The organism is Vibrio sp. QJM3NY_26 (genome assembly GCF_057786005.1).
In genome coordinates this window covers 3,129,534-3,146,028 of the sequence record NZ_CM173515.1, presented here as the reverse complement: position 1 = coordinate 3,146,028, position 16,495 = coordinate 3,129,534, and the positions used below count along the sequence as shown (strand labels likewise).

The 16,495-nt window shown below is 43.9% G+C and carries 14 protein-coding genes; all 14 read left to right on the top strand.

The window, feature by feature from the left end; translation table 11 throughout:
- Positions 1-144 precede the first annotated feature (144 nt).
- Positions 145-1,170, top strand: a complete 1,026-nt coding sequence (gene pilM, locus AC3CH4_RS14075; protein WP_146456921.1) for a type IV pilus assembly protein PilM — start codon at positions 145-147, stop codon at positions 1,168-1,170.
- Positions 1,154-1,768: a PilN domain-containing protein gene (locus AC3CH4_RS14070; protein ID WP_146456919.1), complete on the top strand. Its 615-nt coding sequence runs from the start codon at positions 1,154-1,156 to the stop codon at positions 1,766-1,768. Before pilM ends, AC3CH4_RS14070 begins: the two co-directional genes overlap by 17 nt.
- Positions 1,761-2,390: a type IV pilus inner membrane component PilO gene (locus AC3CH4_RS14065; RefSeq protein ID WP_146456917.1), complete on the top strand. Its 630-nt coding sequence runs from the start codon at positions 1,761-1,763 to the stop codon at positions 2,388-2,390. The genes AC3CH4_RS14070 and AC3CH4_RS14065 overlap by 8 nt, the downstream gene beginning before the upstream one ends.
- Entirely contained in the window at positions 2,374-2,895 is a 522-nt protein-coding gene (locus AC3CH4_RS14060) for a pilus assembly protein PilP (protein ID WP_017085981.1), read from the top strand. The genes AC3CH4_RS14065 and AC3CH4_RS14060 overlap by 17 nt, the downstream gene beginning before the upstream one ends.
- A 59-nt stretch (positions 2,896-2,954) precedes the next feature.
- On the top strand, positions 2,955-4,649 hold the full coding sequence (locus AC3CH4_RS14055; protein ID WP_371706764.1) for a type IV pilus secretin PilQ: 1,695 nt from the start codon (positions 2,955-2,957) through the stop codon (positions 4,647-4,649).
- A 176-nt stretch (positions 4,650-4,825) separates the two neighbouring features.
- A complete protein-coding gene (gene aroK, locus AC3CH4_RS14050; RefSeq protein ID WP_004729664.1) occupies positions 4,826-5,344 on the top strand; it encodes a shikimate kinase AroK in 519 nt (172 codons plus the stop codon).
- Between the two features lie 25 nt (positions 5,345-5,369).
- A complete protein-coding gene (aroB, locus tag AC3CH4_RS14045) occupies positions 5,370-6,458 on the top strand; it encodes a 3-dehydroquinate synthase (RefSeq protein WP_004729663.1) in 1,089 nt (362 codons plus the stop codon).
- 79 nt (positions 6,459-6,537) lie between these two features.
- Positions 6,538-8,055 carry an AAA family ATPase gene (locus tag AC3CH4_RS14040; RefSeq protein ID WP_488543065.1) on the top strand — a complete coding sequence of 506 codons (1,518 nt, stop codon included), beginning with the start codon at positions 6,538-6,540 and terminating at the stop codon, positions 8,053-8,055.
- Between the two features lie 69 nt (positions 8,056-8,124).
- A complete protein-coding gene (locus AC3CH4_RS14035) occupies positions 8,125-8,973 on the top strand; it encodes a Dam family site-specific DNA-(adenine-N6)-methyltransferase (RefSeq protein WP_065207402.1) in 849 nt (282 codons plus the stop codon).
- Positions 8,974-9,173: 200 nt separating this feature from the next.
- Positions 9,174-9,848, top strand: coding sequence for a ribulose-phosphate 3-epimerase (rpe, locus tag AC3CH4_RS14030; protein ID WP_029222055.1), 675 nt, complete (start codon positions 9,174-9,176; stop codon positions 9,846-9,848).
- Positions 9,849-9,950: 102 nt separating this feature from the next.
- Positions 9,951-10,637, top strand: coding sequence for a phosphoglycolate phosphatase (locus AC3CH4_RS14025; protein WP_488543064.1), 687 nt, complete (start codon positions 9,951-9,953; stop codon positions 10,635-10,637).
- A gap of 175 nt (positions 10,638-10,812) precedes the next feature.
- The gene (trpS, locus tag AC3CH4_RS14020) at positions 10,813-11,829 is read left to right on the top strand and encodes a tryptophan--tRNA ligase (RefSeq protein ID WP_488543063.1); all 1,017 of its coding nucleotides are present in this window, start codon (positions 10,813-10,815) and stop codon (positions 11,827-11,829) included.
- A gap of 471 nt (positions 11,830-12,300) precedes the next feature.
- Positions 12,301-15,354, top strand: coding sequence for an ExeM/NucH family extracellular endonuclease (locus tag AC3CH4_RS14015; protein WP_488543062.1), 3,054 nt, complete (start codon positions 12,301-12,303; stop codon positions 15,352-15,354).
- A gap of 184 nt (positions 15,355-15,538) precedes the next feature.
- Positions 15,539-16,117, top strand: a complete 579-nt coding sequence (locus tag AC3CH4_RS14010) for an aminodeoxychorismate/anthranilate synthase component II (protein WP_004729656.1) — start codon at positions 15,539-15,541, stop codon at positions 16,115-16,117.
- Positions 16,118-16,495: the final 378 nt, after the last annotated feature.

Here is a 16,495-nt window from a genome sequence, read left to right as displayed (position 1 = left end):
TCCCTGATTAGTTAAGGCTGATAAGCAGCAAACCCTTGTACTCTAGGCTAAAAACTTAGCTTTCGTTTATTAACGCTTATTTAACTAATAATCACAACCCCTAGATAATCAACGAAATGCTTGGCACTTCAGGAGCTAGGTCACATGGGTTCATCATTAATTACAGGTATAGATATAAATCATCACAGCATCAAAGCCGTGGTACTAAAACCCGTGGGGGAGTTGTATGCCCTAGTGGGATACAAAGAGCTGCCGATTTCGGACGACATTTTTACAGCTAACCATACTTTGGAGTATCAGAAAACTGTTAAGAAACTTAAAGAACTTAGGAAAGGTCTGCCTTTTGGCTGTTGCAACGTCGCTATTTCAGTACCTGATAACACGGTGATCAGCAAAGTACTGCAAATAGAGAGTGAGTTAGAAGACAGAGAAAAAGAGTTTTCGATCTATCAAACCTTTGCTCATCAATCTCCCTTTCCGATAGAGGAGCTGAGTTTAGATTTTGTAAAGCTAGAAGACAAACGATTTGGTAAAGGTTCGACAAGCAGTTACCAGGTATACGCCACACGTAAAGAAGTGGTGGATAGCCGAGCGGATGCTTTGACCAAAGCTGGTTTTAAACCTGTGGTGGTAGACACGCAGGCGCATGGACTGCTTAACATCTGGCAAATGGCATCGCGCCTATACCCCGAAAAGAAAAACTGGCTGCTGGTGGATGTGGGAATCGACCAAACGTCGCTAGGCCTTATTCCACAAGGTTTGGCACCGTTTTATAAAGATATCGCTTTTGGTACCAAAGATCTTCGCGGCAATGGTGCTGCAAGTGATATCGAGAGTGTGTTCGCCACTACTGAAGATACACATCAATTTATTGTTAATTTGATTGAGAAGCTCAAGCGTCAATTACAGCTCTATTCATCAGGAAATGCGCAGCAACCTATCTCAGGGATCTGGCTGATGGGCGAGGGCGCCAGCATTCCTATGGTAACCGAAGAGCTAGAACGTCATTTTCAGATGAGTTGCGAGTCACTGAACCCTTTGTCTCTATTTGAGAATAAGGTGGCGAAGCGACGTCGATTACCAACGAACTGGCAACATTTCGGTATTGCGGCGGGTATGGCGATGAGTGGACTCAAGTGGCAGGGAGAAAAGCATGTTGCATCAAATTAATCTGCTGCCGTGGCGTGATGATATTCGCGCTCAGCACAAAAAGCGCTTTATTCATCTGGTCATTCTTGGTGTCATCATCGCGCTTGCAGGGCAATGGGCGGTTGGTCACTATTTTTACGACCAACAAGCTAAGCAGCAAGCACGTCTTAGTTACCTCAATCGATATATTACCGAGCTCGACCGACAAATTCAGTCATTAAAGGTCGCGGAGCAGGAGCATAAAGCGATTCTGACCAGGCTTGATGTAGTCGAATCATTGCAGCTTGGTCGCAACAAGACCACCGACTTTATGAACCTGATGCCGAAGCTTATTCCTGAGGGTGTGTATGTCGACAAAATAAAGATGAATGGTCAGGAGATTGAAATGTCGGGCATCAGCGACAGCACCGCTCGTCTCGCCACCATGTTGGACAATCTAGAGCGTTCTGATTCTCTGGAAGGGGTCGAGATGCACTCCATCGTTCATAACCGCAAGCGCTTCAATAAAGAGTTTCAGACCTTCAAGGTCTCTTTTGTGTTTAGCCCTATTTCTTTAGAAAACACGACCGCAGAGAGCACAACTGCGAACATAAAAGAGAAGGGGGCGAATCATGGCTAACGTTCAAAATCGGATTAGTTGGCAAAATAGGATGAGCTTGCAAGATCTTGATGTTGATGAGATCACCGAATGGCCGTTACTGCCTCAATTACTGGTGATTCTAGTGTTGGTGATACTTATTCAAGGAGTGGGCACTTGGCTTTATGTGCTGCCGCTCGACGATGAACTGCAACAGATGAAGCAACAGGAGCAGGCCTTAAAAGCGACCTTGAGAATAAAGGCCAATAAGGTTGCGGCCTTACCTAAGCTTCAGAGCCAGTTGGATGAGCTAACTAGCCGTTACGACTATCTATTGGAGCAATTGCCCGTTCAAAAAGAGCTAGCCAGTATGTTGGCCTCTGTGAACGAGCTTGGATTGGATAATAAGCTGACATTTACGCGAATTGATTGGGGCCAGAAACAGAACAAAGAGTTTCTCTATCGTTTACCGCTCAACATCGAGCTGACGGGTGACTACCACGAGATTGGTGATTTCTCTGCGGCCATCGCTAAGCTGCCACGCATCATCAGCTTTGATGACGTGAATTGGCAGCGAGTCAGTCAAGAAAGTAGCACGCTGCACTTCAGGGTCCGAGCTTATACCTACCAATTTAAATCGGAGGTCAATGATGAAACCCAATAGCGTGTTTTATTCAACATTACTATTGCTTGTGCTCACGGGCTGTAAAGCGAATGAAGATTCGTTAGAAGACTTTGTAGTGCAAGTTGAGGCCAAAGCGAGAAAAGAGGTGGAACAACTGGTTCCTGCGACTGAATTTTTGGCCGCTACTTATCAGCGCCGTGCCTTTCGTCCTCCGTTTGAACTGCCTAAAGAAGCCATCGTGCAAAATCAGCCTCTAGTTAAGAAAGACTGTTGGCAACCTAGCGCACGTTCTCGCAATGGAAAATTAGAGAAGTACCCACTGAGTAAGCTTCGTTTAAGAGGCGTCATGGGAAGCGGAACAAGTGTGTTTGGGTTAGTGCAAACACCCAAAGGGAACGTGGTAAACGTCAAAAAAGGCCAGTTTATCGGCTTAAATAATGGCCGAGTTACTAAAGTGACGAGCCAGTACGTTCAGATTAATGAAACTCTTCCAGATGGCTTAGGTTGTTGGCATAAGCGCAACGTTAGACTGGCTCTGAAGTAAACCAATGTCACATGATGTGGATATGAGATGTAAATATGATTAAAGGAATAAGTAGATTAGTGAGCAAGGCTCTACAAGGTTTTGCTGTGTCTGTGATGTTGGTTTTTAGCGTATTCAGTTATGCAGAAAGCCTACCAAATAAATTAGAGAATATTGATTTTAGGGTAAATAAGGATAAAGACGCCGTCATTATTATTGAGCTGGCAACCAGCACCGCTGTGGTGGATGTTCAACGTGCTCAGGAAGGGTTAAGTATCGAATTACTCAATACTCAAGTTAATGACGATAAGCTTTATCTTTTGGATGTGAAGGATTTCGCGACCCTAGTGGAAGGTATTGAAGTCTATAAAGAGACGCCCAGCACACGATTGTTGGCGACGATCGCTGGTGACTATCAGTATGAATATAACCTAAAAGGTCGTTTCATAGAGGTGGTGATCAGCAAGCCTGTTATCAATGAAGCGACCAAAGAGAAAAGCGTTTTAGAAAAAGAGGGCAAACTGATATCGATTAACTTCCAAGATATCCCGGTACGAAATGTCCTTCAGCTGATTGCTGACTACAACGATTTCAATCTCGTCGTGTCTGACTCGGTAGCTGGTAACCTAACTTTACGTTTAGATGGCGTACCTTGGCAGCAAGTTCTCGACATTATCTTGCAAGTTAAAGGACTAGATAAGCGCGTTGATGGCAATGTTATTTTGGTGGCGCCAAAAGCAGAACTCGATCTTCGAGAGCAACAAGCGTTAGAGAAATCTCGCTTGGAAGAGGAGTTAGGAGAGCTTAAGTCGGAAATCATCAAGATTAATTTTGCTAAAGCCACCGACATTGCCGACATGATTGGCGGTGAAGGGGCGGTGAGCATGTTGTCCGATCGTGGCTCGATCACCATTGATGAACGCACCAATTCCCTATTGATTCGTGAGCTGGAAGAAAACATTGCCGTGATACGAGGCATCATTGAATCTTTGGACATCCCCGTGAAGCAAGTCCAGATAGAGGCGCGCATCGTAACCGTTACCGAGGGTAACCTTGATGAGTTAGGGGTGCGTTGGGGTGTTTCTTCCACCAACGGTAGCTTTAAAGTTGGCGGCTCGATAGAGGGCAACCACCCATCGCAAATTACGCCGTATGACGATAATGGTGGGAATAGTGCGATTGACGATTTCCTCAACGTTAATCTAGGGGCGACATCTCCTAATGCATCAAGCATTGCGTTTCAGGTGGCCAAACTGGGTTCAGATACCTTGCTTGATCTTGAATTGTCGGCATTACAACAAGAGTCAAAAGCTGAGATTATTTCCAGCCCACGTTTAATCACCACCAATAAAAAGCCCGCTTATATTGAGCAAGGTACTGAAATTCCTTATTTAGAGTCGTCTTCAAGTGGTGCTACTTCGGTCGCATTTAAGAAAGCAGTGTTGAGTCTTAAGGTGACACCACAAATCACGCCCGACAATCGTTTGGTATTGGATTTAAGCGTGACGCAAGATAGGCCAGGGCAAGTAGTAAAAACGGGAACGGGTGAGGCTGTTGCCATTGATACTCAACGAATAGGTACGCAAGTGCTTGTTAATAATGGTGAAACGGTCGTGCTTGGCGGGATATTTCAGCACAGTGTGAGCAGTACAGTGGACAAAGTTCCTCTGTTAGGAGACCTGCCAGTTTTGGGTGCATTATTCCGTCGTAGCTATGAAAATGTGGGTAAAAGTGAACTACTTATTTTTGTTACACCCAAAGTTGTGATTCAGTAATGAGCAATTAGATTAAAAATAAAGTTGCATTAGTGGCACCTAACCTTGATAATTTCGGGTCTTATCACGAATTATCTGTGAGGAATCGGTGCCACGGGCCTTTTAATTTCAGTACTTGTACTGACCTACCTTGTGGCGATGTCATTGAATTAACGTTGTAAATTACTGCTAAAAACATGGCTGAGAAACGCAATATTTTTCTTGTTGGCCCAATGGGCGCCGGCAAAAGTACAATTGGTAGACACCTAGCTTCCCAACTTCATATGGAGTTTCTAGACTCTGACACTGTGATCGAAGAGCGCACTGGCGCAGACATCGCATGGGTTTTTGATGTTGAGGGCGAAGATGGTTTCCGTAAGCGCGAAGAATCTGTAATCAACGATCTGACAGAAGAACAAGGTATTGTTCTTGCGACAGGCGGTGGTTCAGTGCTGAGCAAAGAAAACCGTAACCGTCTATCTGCACGAGGCATTGTTGTATACCTAGAAACAACAATTGAAAAGCAACTTGCTCGCACTAACCGCGACAAGAAACGCCCTCTACTTCAAACAGACAACCCGCGTGATGTGCTAGAAGATCTAGCTGTATCTCGCAACGCACTATACGACGAAGTGGCGGACTACACAGTTCGTACCGACGATCAAAGTGCAAAAGTGGTAGCCAACCAGATCGTAAAAATGCTAGAAGAACGTTAAGTTCATTTTTTCGGAGAGCAAACCCATGGAACGGATTACGGTCAATCTAGCTGAGCGTAGCTACCCTATCTCTATTGGCGCCGGGTTATTTGAAGACCCGGCGTACCTTTCTTTTTTATCAGGCAAACAGAAAGTTGTTGTTATCAGTAATGTGACAGTAGCGCCTCTTTATGCCGATAAAATTTTATCGTTGTTGGATCAAGTAGGCTGTCAAACTTCTCTTTTAGAGTTGCCAGACGGTGAGCAATACAAAACACTTGAAACGTTCAACTCAGTGATGAGCTACATGCTTGAAGGAAATTACAGCCGCGATGTGGTGGTGATTGCTTTGGGTGGTGGTGTTATCGGTGATTTGGTCGGTTTTGCTGCCTCTTGCTACCAGCGCGGTATTGATTTCATTCAAATCCCGACGACCCTTCTTTCTCAAGTGGACTCCTCTGTAGGTGGTAAAACTGCAGTGAACCATCCTCTTGGCAAGAATATGATCGGCGCTTTTTACCAACCAAAATCTGTCATCATCGATACTAACTGCCTGTCAACGCTTCCTGAGCGTGAGTTCGCAGCGGGCATTGCTGAGGTGATCAAATATGGCATCATTTACGATGAAGTCTTCTTTGATTGGTTGGAACAGAATCTAGAGAAACTTTATCAACTTGATGAAGATGCACTGATTACCGCGATTGCTCGTTGTTGTGCAATTAAGGCTGAAGTGGTTGCTATAGATGAAAAAGAGTCAGGAATCAGAGCGTTATTGAACCTAGGTCATACATTTGGTCATGCGATCGAAGCAGAACTAGGCTATGGTAATTGGCTACATGGTGAAGCTGTGTCGTCAGGCACTGTAATGGCAGCGAAAACCGCTCAATTACAGGGACTGATCTCTCAGCAGCAACTTGAGCGAATTATTTCTATACTCAAGAATGCGAAACTGCCAATCCATACGCCAGAAAGCATGTCTTTTGAAGACTTTATGAAGCACATGATGCGTGATAAAAAAGTGCTGTCTGGTCAGTTACGTTTGGTATTACCAACAAGTATTGGTACCGCTGAAGTGGTCGCTGATGTGCCTCAAGACATCATTAAACAAGCGATTGATTTCTGCCGTACTCTTTAAATTTGGTTGTGAGGTTGCCTAGCTAAACTCTAGGCAGCTGAAGCGTTTTACTGATCGATCTTATCAGTAGGGATCCCCAATGAGTTTGGCTCATGAATTAAGAGTATTAGAGTTAGAGTCTCAAGTTGAGCTGCTAGAGCGCTTACAGCTTTTGACTAACTTTGGTTCAAACCTTGTAACGGTTGCGGGCAAAGCTGGCTCTGGCCGATCTTGGTTGGCTCAACGTTATCTTGAGGCGTGGTCGACAGAAAAAAATCAGTGCTTACTGCTTTGTCACCCAAGCCAAGACGATCAACAACGTCGCGCGCTTATTCTTAGCCAAATTGTTTCTGATCCCCTCTTTAATCAACATGATTCTTTATCAGATAGCCTCGCAAGGTTACTGGATGGAGAGTCGTGTAATGTGGTTATCGTTATCGATGATGCCCATCGACTGTCTGAGCTATTGGTATCCGAATTATGGATGTTGGTACTTGAAGCTCAATCAAACCCTCAATGGACGATTAATATCGTTCTCTTCTCGGAAATTGGCCATCTAGACACGCTACTAACACGTCTTAGTTACGGGCAACCACACAAGCCTATCGACCTCGAAATCGATGATCTTTCTCAACCAGAAGCGGAACATTTCTTTGAATCCCTAGTGATTCGATATGTTGATGATGAGTCTGAAACTCGCGTGCGACGTGCGTTTAATAAAGCGCAACCTTTGCCCGGCGAGTTAATGGCTTTAGGAGAATTGAAAGTGGAAAAAAGGATTATTATTCGCTCAATTATTGGCTCACCCATCAATATCGCGATTGTGGTGGCCTTGTTGTTGGTTTTAATTGGTGGTGGCTATTGGTGGATGTTTAGTCAACCAACCCCTGACGATAAAGCGCAATCACTTATCGCTCCCATCGAACAAACCGCTATCCCAACTTTTGAAGTGGAAAGTGGTACCGAGCAAGCCGGAGTCGACGGATCTTCAGATTCTGAAGCTGAAGCTGACATGAGCTATCAAGGTGCTGACGATGACAGTTCATCTTTACCACCGGTTGTGGTGGAAGGTACAGCCAGTGTTGGCGAGGTGAAACAAGAGCAGCAACGTGTGGTGATTACTTCTGATGTGGTTGATGCCTTACTTGATGACAAGCCGAAAAGTGCCGATACCAGTGCGATTGATGCTGCCGTAGAAGAAAATACAGGTGCCGCGGTTAGCGCGCAACCTGATGCGGCGAAAAACGAGTCACAAGCTTCAGTTGATGAAGATACTGACCTAACGGAATCAACACCGCCGACGAAAAAGATCACCTTCTCATTTGCTCGCGAAGAGTTACAAGCTATCTCGCCACGCGCTTATACCTTACAGTTGAGCGCGATGACGTCATTAGAAGATGTTCAGTCTTTTATTGAAGAATATGAAGTCGAAGACAAGGTTCGTATTTACCCAACACTTCGCAATGACACTAAGTGGTTTATTATCACTTATCAAGATTATCCAACGATTCAAGTCGCGCGAGATGCCGTAAGTGCGTTATCAAAACCACTTCAGCAGTTGGAACCTTGGGCAAAATCGATGAATCAAGTGCATCGAGAGATAGAACGTGCGAAATAACCCTGAGCTTAGCCTCAAAATATGTTACATTCCGCAGCCTTATTTTTGAGTTGATAGATAGAGCAGTAAATGAAAAAGCAGCGTGCCTTTCTAAAATGGGCTGGTGGTAAATATGGCCTAGTTGAAGACATCCAACGTCACCTGCCACCTGCTCGTAAATTGGTAGAACCGTTTGTCGGTGCCGGCTCAGTATTTCTGAATACTGATTTTGAACAGTACCTGCTTGCAGATATCAATCCCGATCTTATCAACCTATACAATCTACTTAAAACCGATCCTGAAACCTATATCACTGAAGCGAAGCGTTGGTTCTGTCCGGAGAATAACCGTAGAGAAGTGTTCTTAGATGTTCGCGCTGAGTTCAATGGTACAGATAACGTCATGTATCGCTCGTTAGCTTTCTTGTACATGAACCGATTTGGCTTCAATGGCCTGTGTCGTTACAACAAGAAGGGCGGTTTTAACGTTCCATTTGGTTCTTATAAAAAACCTTACTTTCCAGAAGCTGAGTTGGAGTTTTTTGCTGAGAAAGCGAAGAAAGCGACGTTTGTTTGTGAAGGGTATAGCGAGACCTTTAGCCGCGCCCGTAAAGGCTGTGTGGTTTATTGTGATCCTCCTTATGCGCCATTGTCTAGTACTGCTAACTTTACCTCTTATGCGGGTAATGGCTTCAGCTTAGATGATCAAGCGGCCTTGGCTGATGTTGCAGAAAGAGCGGCAATGGAACGAGGCATTCCTGTCTTGATTTCAAACCATGATACGACCTTAACGCGCCGTTTATACCATGGTGCGGAACTGAACGTGGTCAAAGTTAAGCGCACCATTAGCCGTAATGGCGCAGGGCGTAATAAAGTTGATGAGTTACTGGCACTTTTTCATAAAGAGAAAAACCAGCAACACGTTTCAACAGAATTGTAGTCGTCAGCATAATCCCCAAACTCATTAAATTGAGTGACCAACGGGTACTTTCATAAACTAATCTTTCGAACTGCTAGAATCTGCTTAGGTGCTTAGGTAGAATTGCACACCAAATAGTCTTGGGATTGAGTCTTGTATTCGTGTACGAGATGTCACAAGGCGGTGATATTCGCAATTTACTCACTCTTAAGAGGTTTGGTATGAAAGATTTTCTAATCGCTCCATCGATTTTGTCTGCAGATTTTGCTCGTCTTGGTGAAGACGTAGAAAAAGTACTCGCAGCCGGTGCCGATGTTGTGCACTTCGATGTGATGGATAACCACTACGTACCCAACCTGACTTTTGGTGCACCTATCTGTAAAGCGCTGCGAGACTACGGCATCACAGCTCCAATCGATGTTCACCTAATGGTTAAGCCAGTAGACAGCATCGTACCTGAGTTTGCTAAAGCCGGTGCATCAATGATTACCTTCCACGTTGAAGCGTCTGAGCACGTTGATCGTACTCTACAGCTAATTAAAGAACACGGCTGTAAAGCAGGCGTAGTATTGAACCCAGCAACGCCACTTTCTTGCCTTGATTACATCCTAGACAAAGTCGACATGATTCTACTGATGTCAGTGAACCCTGGCTTTGGCGGTCAATCTTTCATTCCTCATACTCTTGATAAGCTGCGCGCTGTTCGTAAACTTATTGATGAATCAGGCCGTGATATCCGCCTAGAGATTGATGGCGGCGTGAAGGTAGATAATATCCGTGAAATCGCAGAAGCGGGCGCAGATATGTTCGTTGCCGGTTCAGCTATCTTCAATCAACCAGATTACAAAGAAGTGATTGATGAGATGCGTGCAGAGCTTGCAAAAGTAAACGCATAATCGTAAAACTACAGATAGATTGAATATTAAGGGGCTCATTGGCCCCTTTTTTACGTCTTGGAGCTCAACTCATAAGACGAACATAATAAATAGGAAAGTAAGATGTCATTAAGATCAATAAAACTGATTGCCTTTGATTTGGATGGAACCTTGTTAGATAGCGTGCCTGATTTGGCTGTCGCCGCTGACCAAGCTTGTCAGGAACTGGGTTTTTCTTCAGTAAGCGAAGAACAAGTTCGCGACTATGTGGGTAATGGTGCTGATGTTCTTATTGGACGTTCATTGAGCCGTAATCTTACGGTTGATCCAAGCCTTGAGCCTGATCTTTTGAAGAAAGCGCGTATCCTGTTTGATGATTTCTATGAGCAGGGCGGCCATAAGCTGAGTCACCTTTATCCATCGGTTAAAGAGACGTTAGCTGAGCTAGACAAAGCGGGCTTCACCATGGCTCTTGTCACCAACAAGCCTTCGAAATTTGTACCAGATGTTCTGGCGCAGCACGGTATCGATAAGTACTTTGTTGATGTGTTGGGTGGCGACTCTTTCCCAGAGAAGAAACCGAACCCAGTAGCGCTGAACTGGTTGCTGGAAAAGCATAATGTGAAGGCTGAAGAGATGCTGATGGTAGGCGATTCAAGCAACGACATCAAAGCGGCTAAGAACGCAGGCTGCCACTCGTTTGGTCTGACTTACGGTTATAACCACGGTGAGCCGATTTCAGTATCAAACCCTGACTATGTCGCAGACAACATTGCACAATTACTAGATGTCGTTCTAGTTTCAGCATAAAGCGGACAAAAGTTAGCTAACCTACTAGCAAAATACTTATCAATGAGTACACTGGATGAGCCGTACAGAAGAGCTGTGCGGCTTTCTATTTTAAAGTTAAGAAGCTAAGTTTTTCAGATACTACGTTAAGAAACTAAGTTAACGAGCTTAGCGAACAAGCAAAGGAATTAAAACCATGAGCAAGCCCATCGTATTGAGTGGTGTTCAACCATCTGGTGAACTAAGTATCGGTAACTACTTGGGTGCTCTACGTCAATGGCAACAGATGCAAGATGATTACGATTGCCAATACTGTGTTGTAGACCTTCACGCAATTACGGTTCGCCAAGATCCGAAAGCACTGCATGAAGCGACTCTAGACGCATTAGCAATCTGTCTTGCTGTCGGTGTTGACCCAAAGAAGAGCACGCTATTTGTTCAGTCACACGTACCAGAGCATGCTCAACTTGGTTGGCTTCTTAACTGTTACACACAAATGGGTGAACTGAGCCGTATGACTCAGTTTAAAGATAAGTCTGCACGTCACTCAAATGACGTAAACGTAGGCCTATACGACTACCCAGTGTTGATGGCTGCAGATATCCTGCTTTACGGTGCTCACCAAGTGCCAGTAGGTAGCGACCAGAAACAACATCTAGAGCTAGCGCGTGATATCGCAAATCGCTTTAACAACATCTACGGTCCTGAAACGCCAATCTTCCAAGTACCAGAACCTTACATTCCAACAGTGAATGCACGTGTGATGAGCCTGCAAGATGCGACTAAGAAGATGTCTAAATCTGATTATAACCGTAAGAACGTGATTACTCTGCTAGAAGAGCCTAAGTCGATCATCAAGAAGATCAACAAAGCGCAGACTGACGCAGAAACACCACCACGTATTGCCCATGATTGGGAAAACAAAGCGGGTATCTCTAACCTAATGGGTCTGTACTCTGCAGCGACGGGTAAAACGTTCGAAGAGATCGAAGCGCAATACCAAGGCGTTGAAATGTACGGTCCGTTTAAGAAAGATGTAGGCGCAGCATTGGTTGAGATGCTTGAGCCAATTCAAGCTGAATACCACCGTATTCGTGCTGATCGTGCTTACATGGATGCAGTAATGAAAGCGGGTGCAGAAAAAGCCTCTGAGCGCGCTGCCGTGACACTGAAAAAAGCATACGAAGCAGTCGGTTTTGTTACTCGCCCGTAGATTGGCATGTAAATCACTTTAAAAATCATTAATTATAAATAAAAGGTCACCTTTAATAGGGTGGCCTTTTTTATTAGTGATTACTAATTTAATGTCAAATCATATAAAGCAAAATGAAAACAAAAAATGAGTAATAGCTCTAATTTTTACTACGTTATGTAAAAAAATGTTGCTTAGCCTCGAGTTCTGTTGGAACTGGACAGTGAGTCAAAAGAGTGAAAAGTCACTAGCGATTAATCTCTCATTAAAATGCTGAATTACTTTTGTGTGTTTCATAAAAAAGAGACATTGGCTAAATAAGATAATAACGCTGATTTTTGCCATAAGTCATAATGTGTAGAGACTTCCCTATTTTTAGTCTCACGTTTGGCAAAGTTCAGTAATGGCCATCTTTGGTAGAGCAAGTGCAAATAAACCAGTGGAATTTGTGCTTGCTCTCGATATCAAGTTCATTATTAAAGGTAAATAACCATGGAACGCAAACTTACCCATACCGCAATCGCCCTCGCGGTGAGTAGTGTCTTTGCCGCGAGTGCATCGGCTGAAATCATCATTTCGCAATACGTAGAAGGCGGCAGCTACAATAAAGCCATTGAGATCGCTAATACTGGTGACAGCGCGGTTTCTCTTGATGGCTTCTCGCTTGCCAAATCAAGTAACGGTGGTGGTATCTGGGATACTAAAATAGACTTGACTGGTAAAATACTTAACGCAAAAAGTGTTTGGGTGTTAGCTCACTCAAGAGCCAGTGATGCAATTAAAGCACTAGCAAATCAGCAAGACGGAGCAGTAGCTAACTTTAATGGTAACGATCCGATTGCGTTACTAAACGCGCAAGGTGAAGTACATGACATGTTTGGTGTTATGGGCGATGTTGATTTTGCTAAAGATAAAACTTTTATCCGTAAAGATGAAGCAATGACGTCAAATGCTTCTTACGATAAAGCACAGTGGAAAGAACTTGTTAAAGATGACATCACAGGCCTTGGATCTCTAGGATATGATGCGCCAGAGCCGCCACCAGCCTTTACTTGTACCGATGATGGTGCTACTCCAACGTTTACCTCTATTCAAGCCGTTCAGGGGGATGGTGATCGTTCGCCACTAATACCTGACGGTAAATTTGAATCAGAGCAAGATATCTTTGTTACTGGTGTCGTTTCAGCTGTAACGAAAAGCATTACTAAAGGCTTCTACTTACAAGCCCTAGAGGATGACTACAACGCTAAAACATCCGAAGGTCTCTTTGTAGAAACAGGCAGTTCAGATACTGGCTTATCCCCTGGCGATGTGGTGTGTGTGAAAGGTAAGGCGCATGAGCTGTTTAACCGAACGCAATTGAAATCAGATGCTAATAGCTTTGTTAAGCAAAGTTCGCAAGCTGCGCCAACAGCGGTAGAGTTTGTTGTTGCCGATGGTGAAACATTGCATCAAGCGTTAGAGCGTTACGAGGGCATGAATGTAGAGCTGTCAGCAGACTCCAAGTTGTTTGTCACTCGAAACTTTAGCTACGACTATGCAGGTCGTCGAAATAACATGGTATTGGCTCATGAGAAGCCACTGATGAAGCCAACTCAAGTTTTCGCCGCTGAAAGTGCACAAGCAACCGATCTGGCAAAGAAAAATGCAGTAAGCCAAGTTTACCTAGAGTCGGATTATAAAGCCGCTTCTGGCGAAATACCGTACTACCCTGATTTTGCTAAAGATACAGACCAAGACGGCAGTTCAGAAAACCACATTCGTTTGGGTTCTCGCGTGGAAGGCCTACAAGGGGTTGTAGATTACAGCTATGGCCAATATCGTTTAATCGCGACTAATACAGCAACCAAAGATACTTTTGTAACAAAAGCTGTTGATGCTCAAGGTAACACAATTTTTGATGTGACCCGTAAAGCAGCACCGGAACTGACGAATGCTGATATACGTATTGCTAGTTTCAACGTACTGAACTACTTCAATAGCCACAGCAGTATTGGTGGGCCGCTGAATGCATCTTGTAGTGATCAGGCAGATGCTGATGCCTCAAGAGGCTGTAACCGTGGTGCCAAAGTGAATGATGAGTTTTTGCTTCAAAAAGCAAAAATTATAAAAGCACTAGCTGCAATGGATTCTGACATTATCGGCTTGATGGAAGTTGAAAACAATGGCTTTGGAGATGGTAGCGCACTTAAAGATCTAACCGATGGCCTCAACGCGACAATTGATGACGTTAAAAAGCACTACAGCTATGTAGAAATCAAAAAAGCGGACATGACCAAGGGGGAGTTCTTTGGTAGCGACGCCATTATGGTAGCTATGCTATACCGTGCTGACAAAGTAGTACCAAAAGGCAAAGCGAAAGTTATAGTTACTCCTGAGCAGCATATTCCTGCGGATGTGTTAACACGAACGAAAGAAGACGGAACGCAAGAGTCAAATACTGCGCTTTCTAAATATCAGCGTCATAGCCTGCTACAAACCTTTACTGCAAAAGGTAGTACCGTACCGCTGTCGGTTGTTGTTAACCACTTAAAATCAAAAGGCTCTCACTGTATTGAGCAGTGGCAGAGTTTTGAAGAGAAATCTGATCCAGCAGATCTACAAGGTAAGTGTAATCGCTTCCGTACTTCAGCAACTAAAGTATTAGGCGATAGCCTTAAATCAGTTAAAGGTGATGTGCTGATTATTGGTGATTTGAATGCTTATGGCATGGAAGATCCTGTTCTTACTCTAACTGACTATTCTGAAGCGAAATATGATCGCGAGATCCGCACAGCTTCATTTACTACATTAGGTAAAGATGACGCTGGTGAAAATAAACCTTATGAAGCTACGGGTAGTGTCATAACGAAAGGTTTTGGTTACATTAACTTGAATACTAAGTTCCACGGAGCTGATACGTTCTCTTACACTTACGGCGGTGAGCAAGGTAACTTGGATCATGCTTTAGCAAATCCATCGCTGGCTAACAAAGTAACCTCAATTACAGACTGGCATATCAATGCGTCAGAAAGCACAATGTTTGAGTATTCATCTAAGTATACGGGCAAGATGCCAAAGTACGCAGATGTGTTCTCGGCATCGGATCATGATCCAGTGATCATTGCTCTTGATTACGCGAAATCGAATAAGATCAAATTGCCTGCTAAAGGCGAAAAACTGAAGGTTGAATATTACTTACCTGAAGAGGCTGTTGTTGGAGATGTTGTGACGGTTCGTTTAGCGAAGAAAAGCCAGGCGGCATTAAAAGCAATGGCTGCTTCTGATGATCTAACAGCTTCAACTACTTTAACTCAACCAGATGTTGATGCAGGTGTTGTACAAGTTAGCTTTGATAAAGAGCCAGAAAAAGCTAGTTATGTTATGACTCAAGAATTGGCTGACAGTGCGGGTACCGTGAAATCAACAGTTTCTGCAGATATCACTATTAGTGAAGCCGCTACAGAAAACGTTGAAACCAGTTCGAAATCAGGTGCATCATTTGGTCTAAGCGGTTTATTTGCTCTGTTCGGCTTTGGCTTCCTACGCCGTCGTACTCGCAAATAGATTAGCTATAAGTCATACAAGCTAATTCAGGTAACTGAAAGTTATCTGTAAACAATTAAGGTCAACTTAGGTTGGCCTTAATTATTGGCGAAATGCAGTTTCCACTTGCCTTTCGCCATGGGTATTGCACAATACCGCCCCTATATCTCCCAATCATTTAGTATTTAGCAAACGATTTCGACCCATGTTACTTATCATCGATAACTACGACTCTTTTACCTATAACTTGTATCAGTATTTCTGTGAGTTAGGGGTCACTGTAAAAGTTGTTCGCAACGATGAGATTGATATTGTCGGTATTGAAGCGCTGAATCCTAGCCATCTAGTTATCTCGCCAGGTCCTTGTACGCCTGATGATGCGGGAATCTCTCTGCAAGTCATTGAACACTTCGTGGGTAAACTGCCGATTTTAGGTGTGTGTCTTGGTCATCAAGCCATCGCTCAAGTGTTTGGTGGTGAAGTAGTGCGAGCCAGACAAGTGATGCACGGTAAAACCTCTCCAATACGCCACAATGGCAAGAGCGTTTTTCAAGGGCTTAATAACCCTCTAACTGTGACACGTTACCATTCTCTAGTGGTGAAAAATGGCACGCTGCCTGACTGCTTTGAATTGACCTCTTGGACGGAATTTGAAGATGGCAGCATGGATGAGATCATGGGGTATCAACACAAAACCTTGCCGATTGATGCGGTGCAATTTCACCCTGAGTCGATTAAAACAGAGCAAGGACACCAGCTTCTCGCTAACTTCTTAGCGCGTTGAGTGTTTAAATTTGACCCTTTCTCCGTCTAAATAAGCCAGTTAAACCTGTTAGCCCATTCGTTAAGCGTTTAAATTCGGGCGCTACGCGTCTCTTACTCCTCTGACGCTGATCACTTTTTATAACATTTCTCCCTCTTAAGGCTAAGTTTTTAGCCTATGCAAAATTATTCGCCTTATTTCGTCTCGAACCCAATATACCGCAATGCCAGTAAGGCTTTGCCGTTGCAGGTTATGCGTTTAGGTAAAAAAAGCTTCATAAAACAGATTAATTGATGCATAAATAGTCATAGGTAGTGACGTTTAGCTGGTTGTTAGGGATAGCTAAAGAATAATCTACTATTGAAAACGTTAATTAAATGTAAATATAATGCTGCAGCG

Bases quoted from the DNA above. Each gene is read 5' to 3' on its own strand.
- pilM (WP_146456921.1), top strand. From the start codon at position 145: ATGGGTTCATCATTAATTACAGGTATAGATATAAATCATCACAGCATC.
- AC3CH4_RS14070 (WP_146456919.1), top strand. From the start codon at position 1,154: ATGTTGCATCAAATTAATCTGCTGCCGTGGCGTGATGATATTCGCGCT.
- AC3CH4_RS14065 (WP_146456917.1), top strand. From the start codon at position 1,761: ATGGCTAACGTTCAAAATCGGATTAGTTGGCAAAATAGGATGAGCTTG.
- AC3CH4_RS14060 (WP_017085981.1), top strand. From the start codon at position 2,374: ATGATGAAACCCAATAGCGTGTTTTATTCAACATTACTATTGCTTGTG.
- aroK (WP_004729664.1), top strand. From the start codon at position 4,826: ATGGCTGAGAAACGCAATATTTTTCTTGTTGGCCCAATGGGCGCCGGC.
- aroB (WP_004729663.1), top strand. From the start codon at position 5,370: ATGGAACGGATTACGGTCAATCTAGCTGAGCGTAGCTACCCTATCTCT.
- AC3CH4_RS14040 (WP_488543065.1), top strand. From the start codon at position 6,538: ATGAGTTTGGCTCATGAATTAAGAGTATTAGAGTTAGAGTCTCAAGTT.
- AC3CH4_RS14035 (WP_065207402.1), top strand. From the start codon at position 8,125: ATGAAAAAGCAGCGTGCCTTTCTAAAATGGGCTGGTGGTAAATATGGC.
- rpe (WP_029222055.1), top strand. From the start codon at position 9,174: ATGAAAGATTTTCTAATCGCTCCATCGATTTTGTCTGCAGATTTTGCT.
- AC3CH4_RS14025 (WP_488543064.1), top strand. From the start codon at position 9,951: ATGTCATTAAGATCAATAAAACTGATTGCCTTTGATTTGGATGGAACC.
- trpS (WP_488543063.1), top strand. From the start codon at position 10,813: ATGAGCAAGCCCATCGTATTGAGTGGTGTTCAACCATCTGGTGAACTA.
- AC3CH4_RS14015 (WP_488543062.1), top strand. From the start codon at position 12,301: ATGGAACGCAAACTTACCCATACCGCAATCGCCCTCGCGGTGAGTAGT.
- AC3CH4_RS14010 (WP_004729656.1), top strand. From the start codon at position 15,539: ATGTTACTTATCATCGATAACTACGACTCTTTTACCTATAACTTGTAT.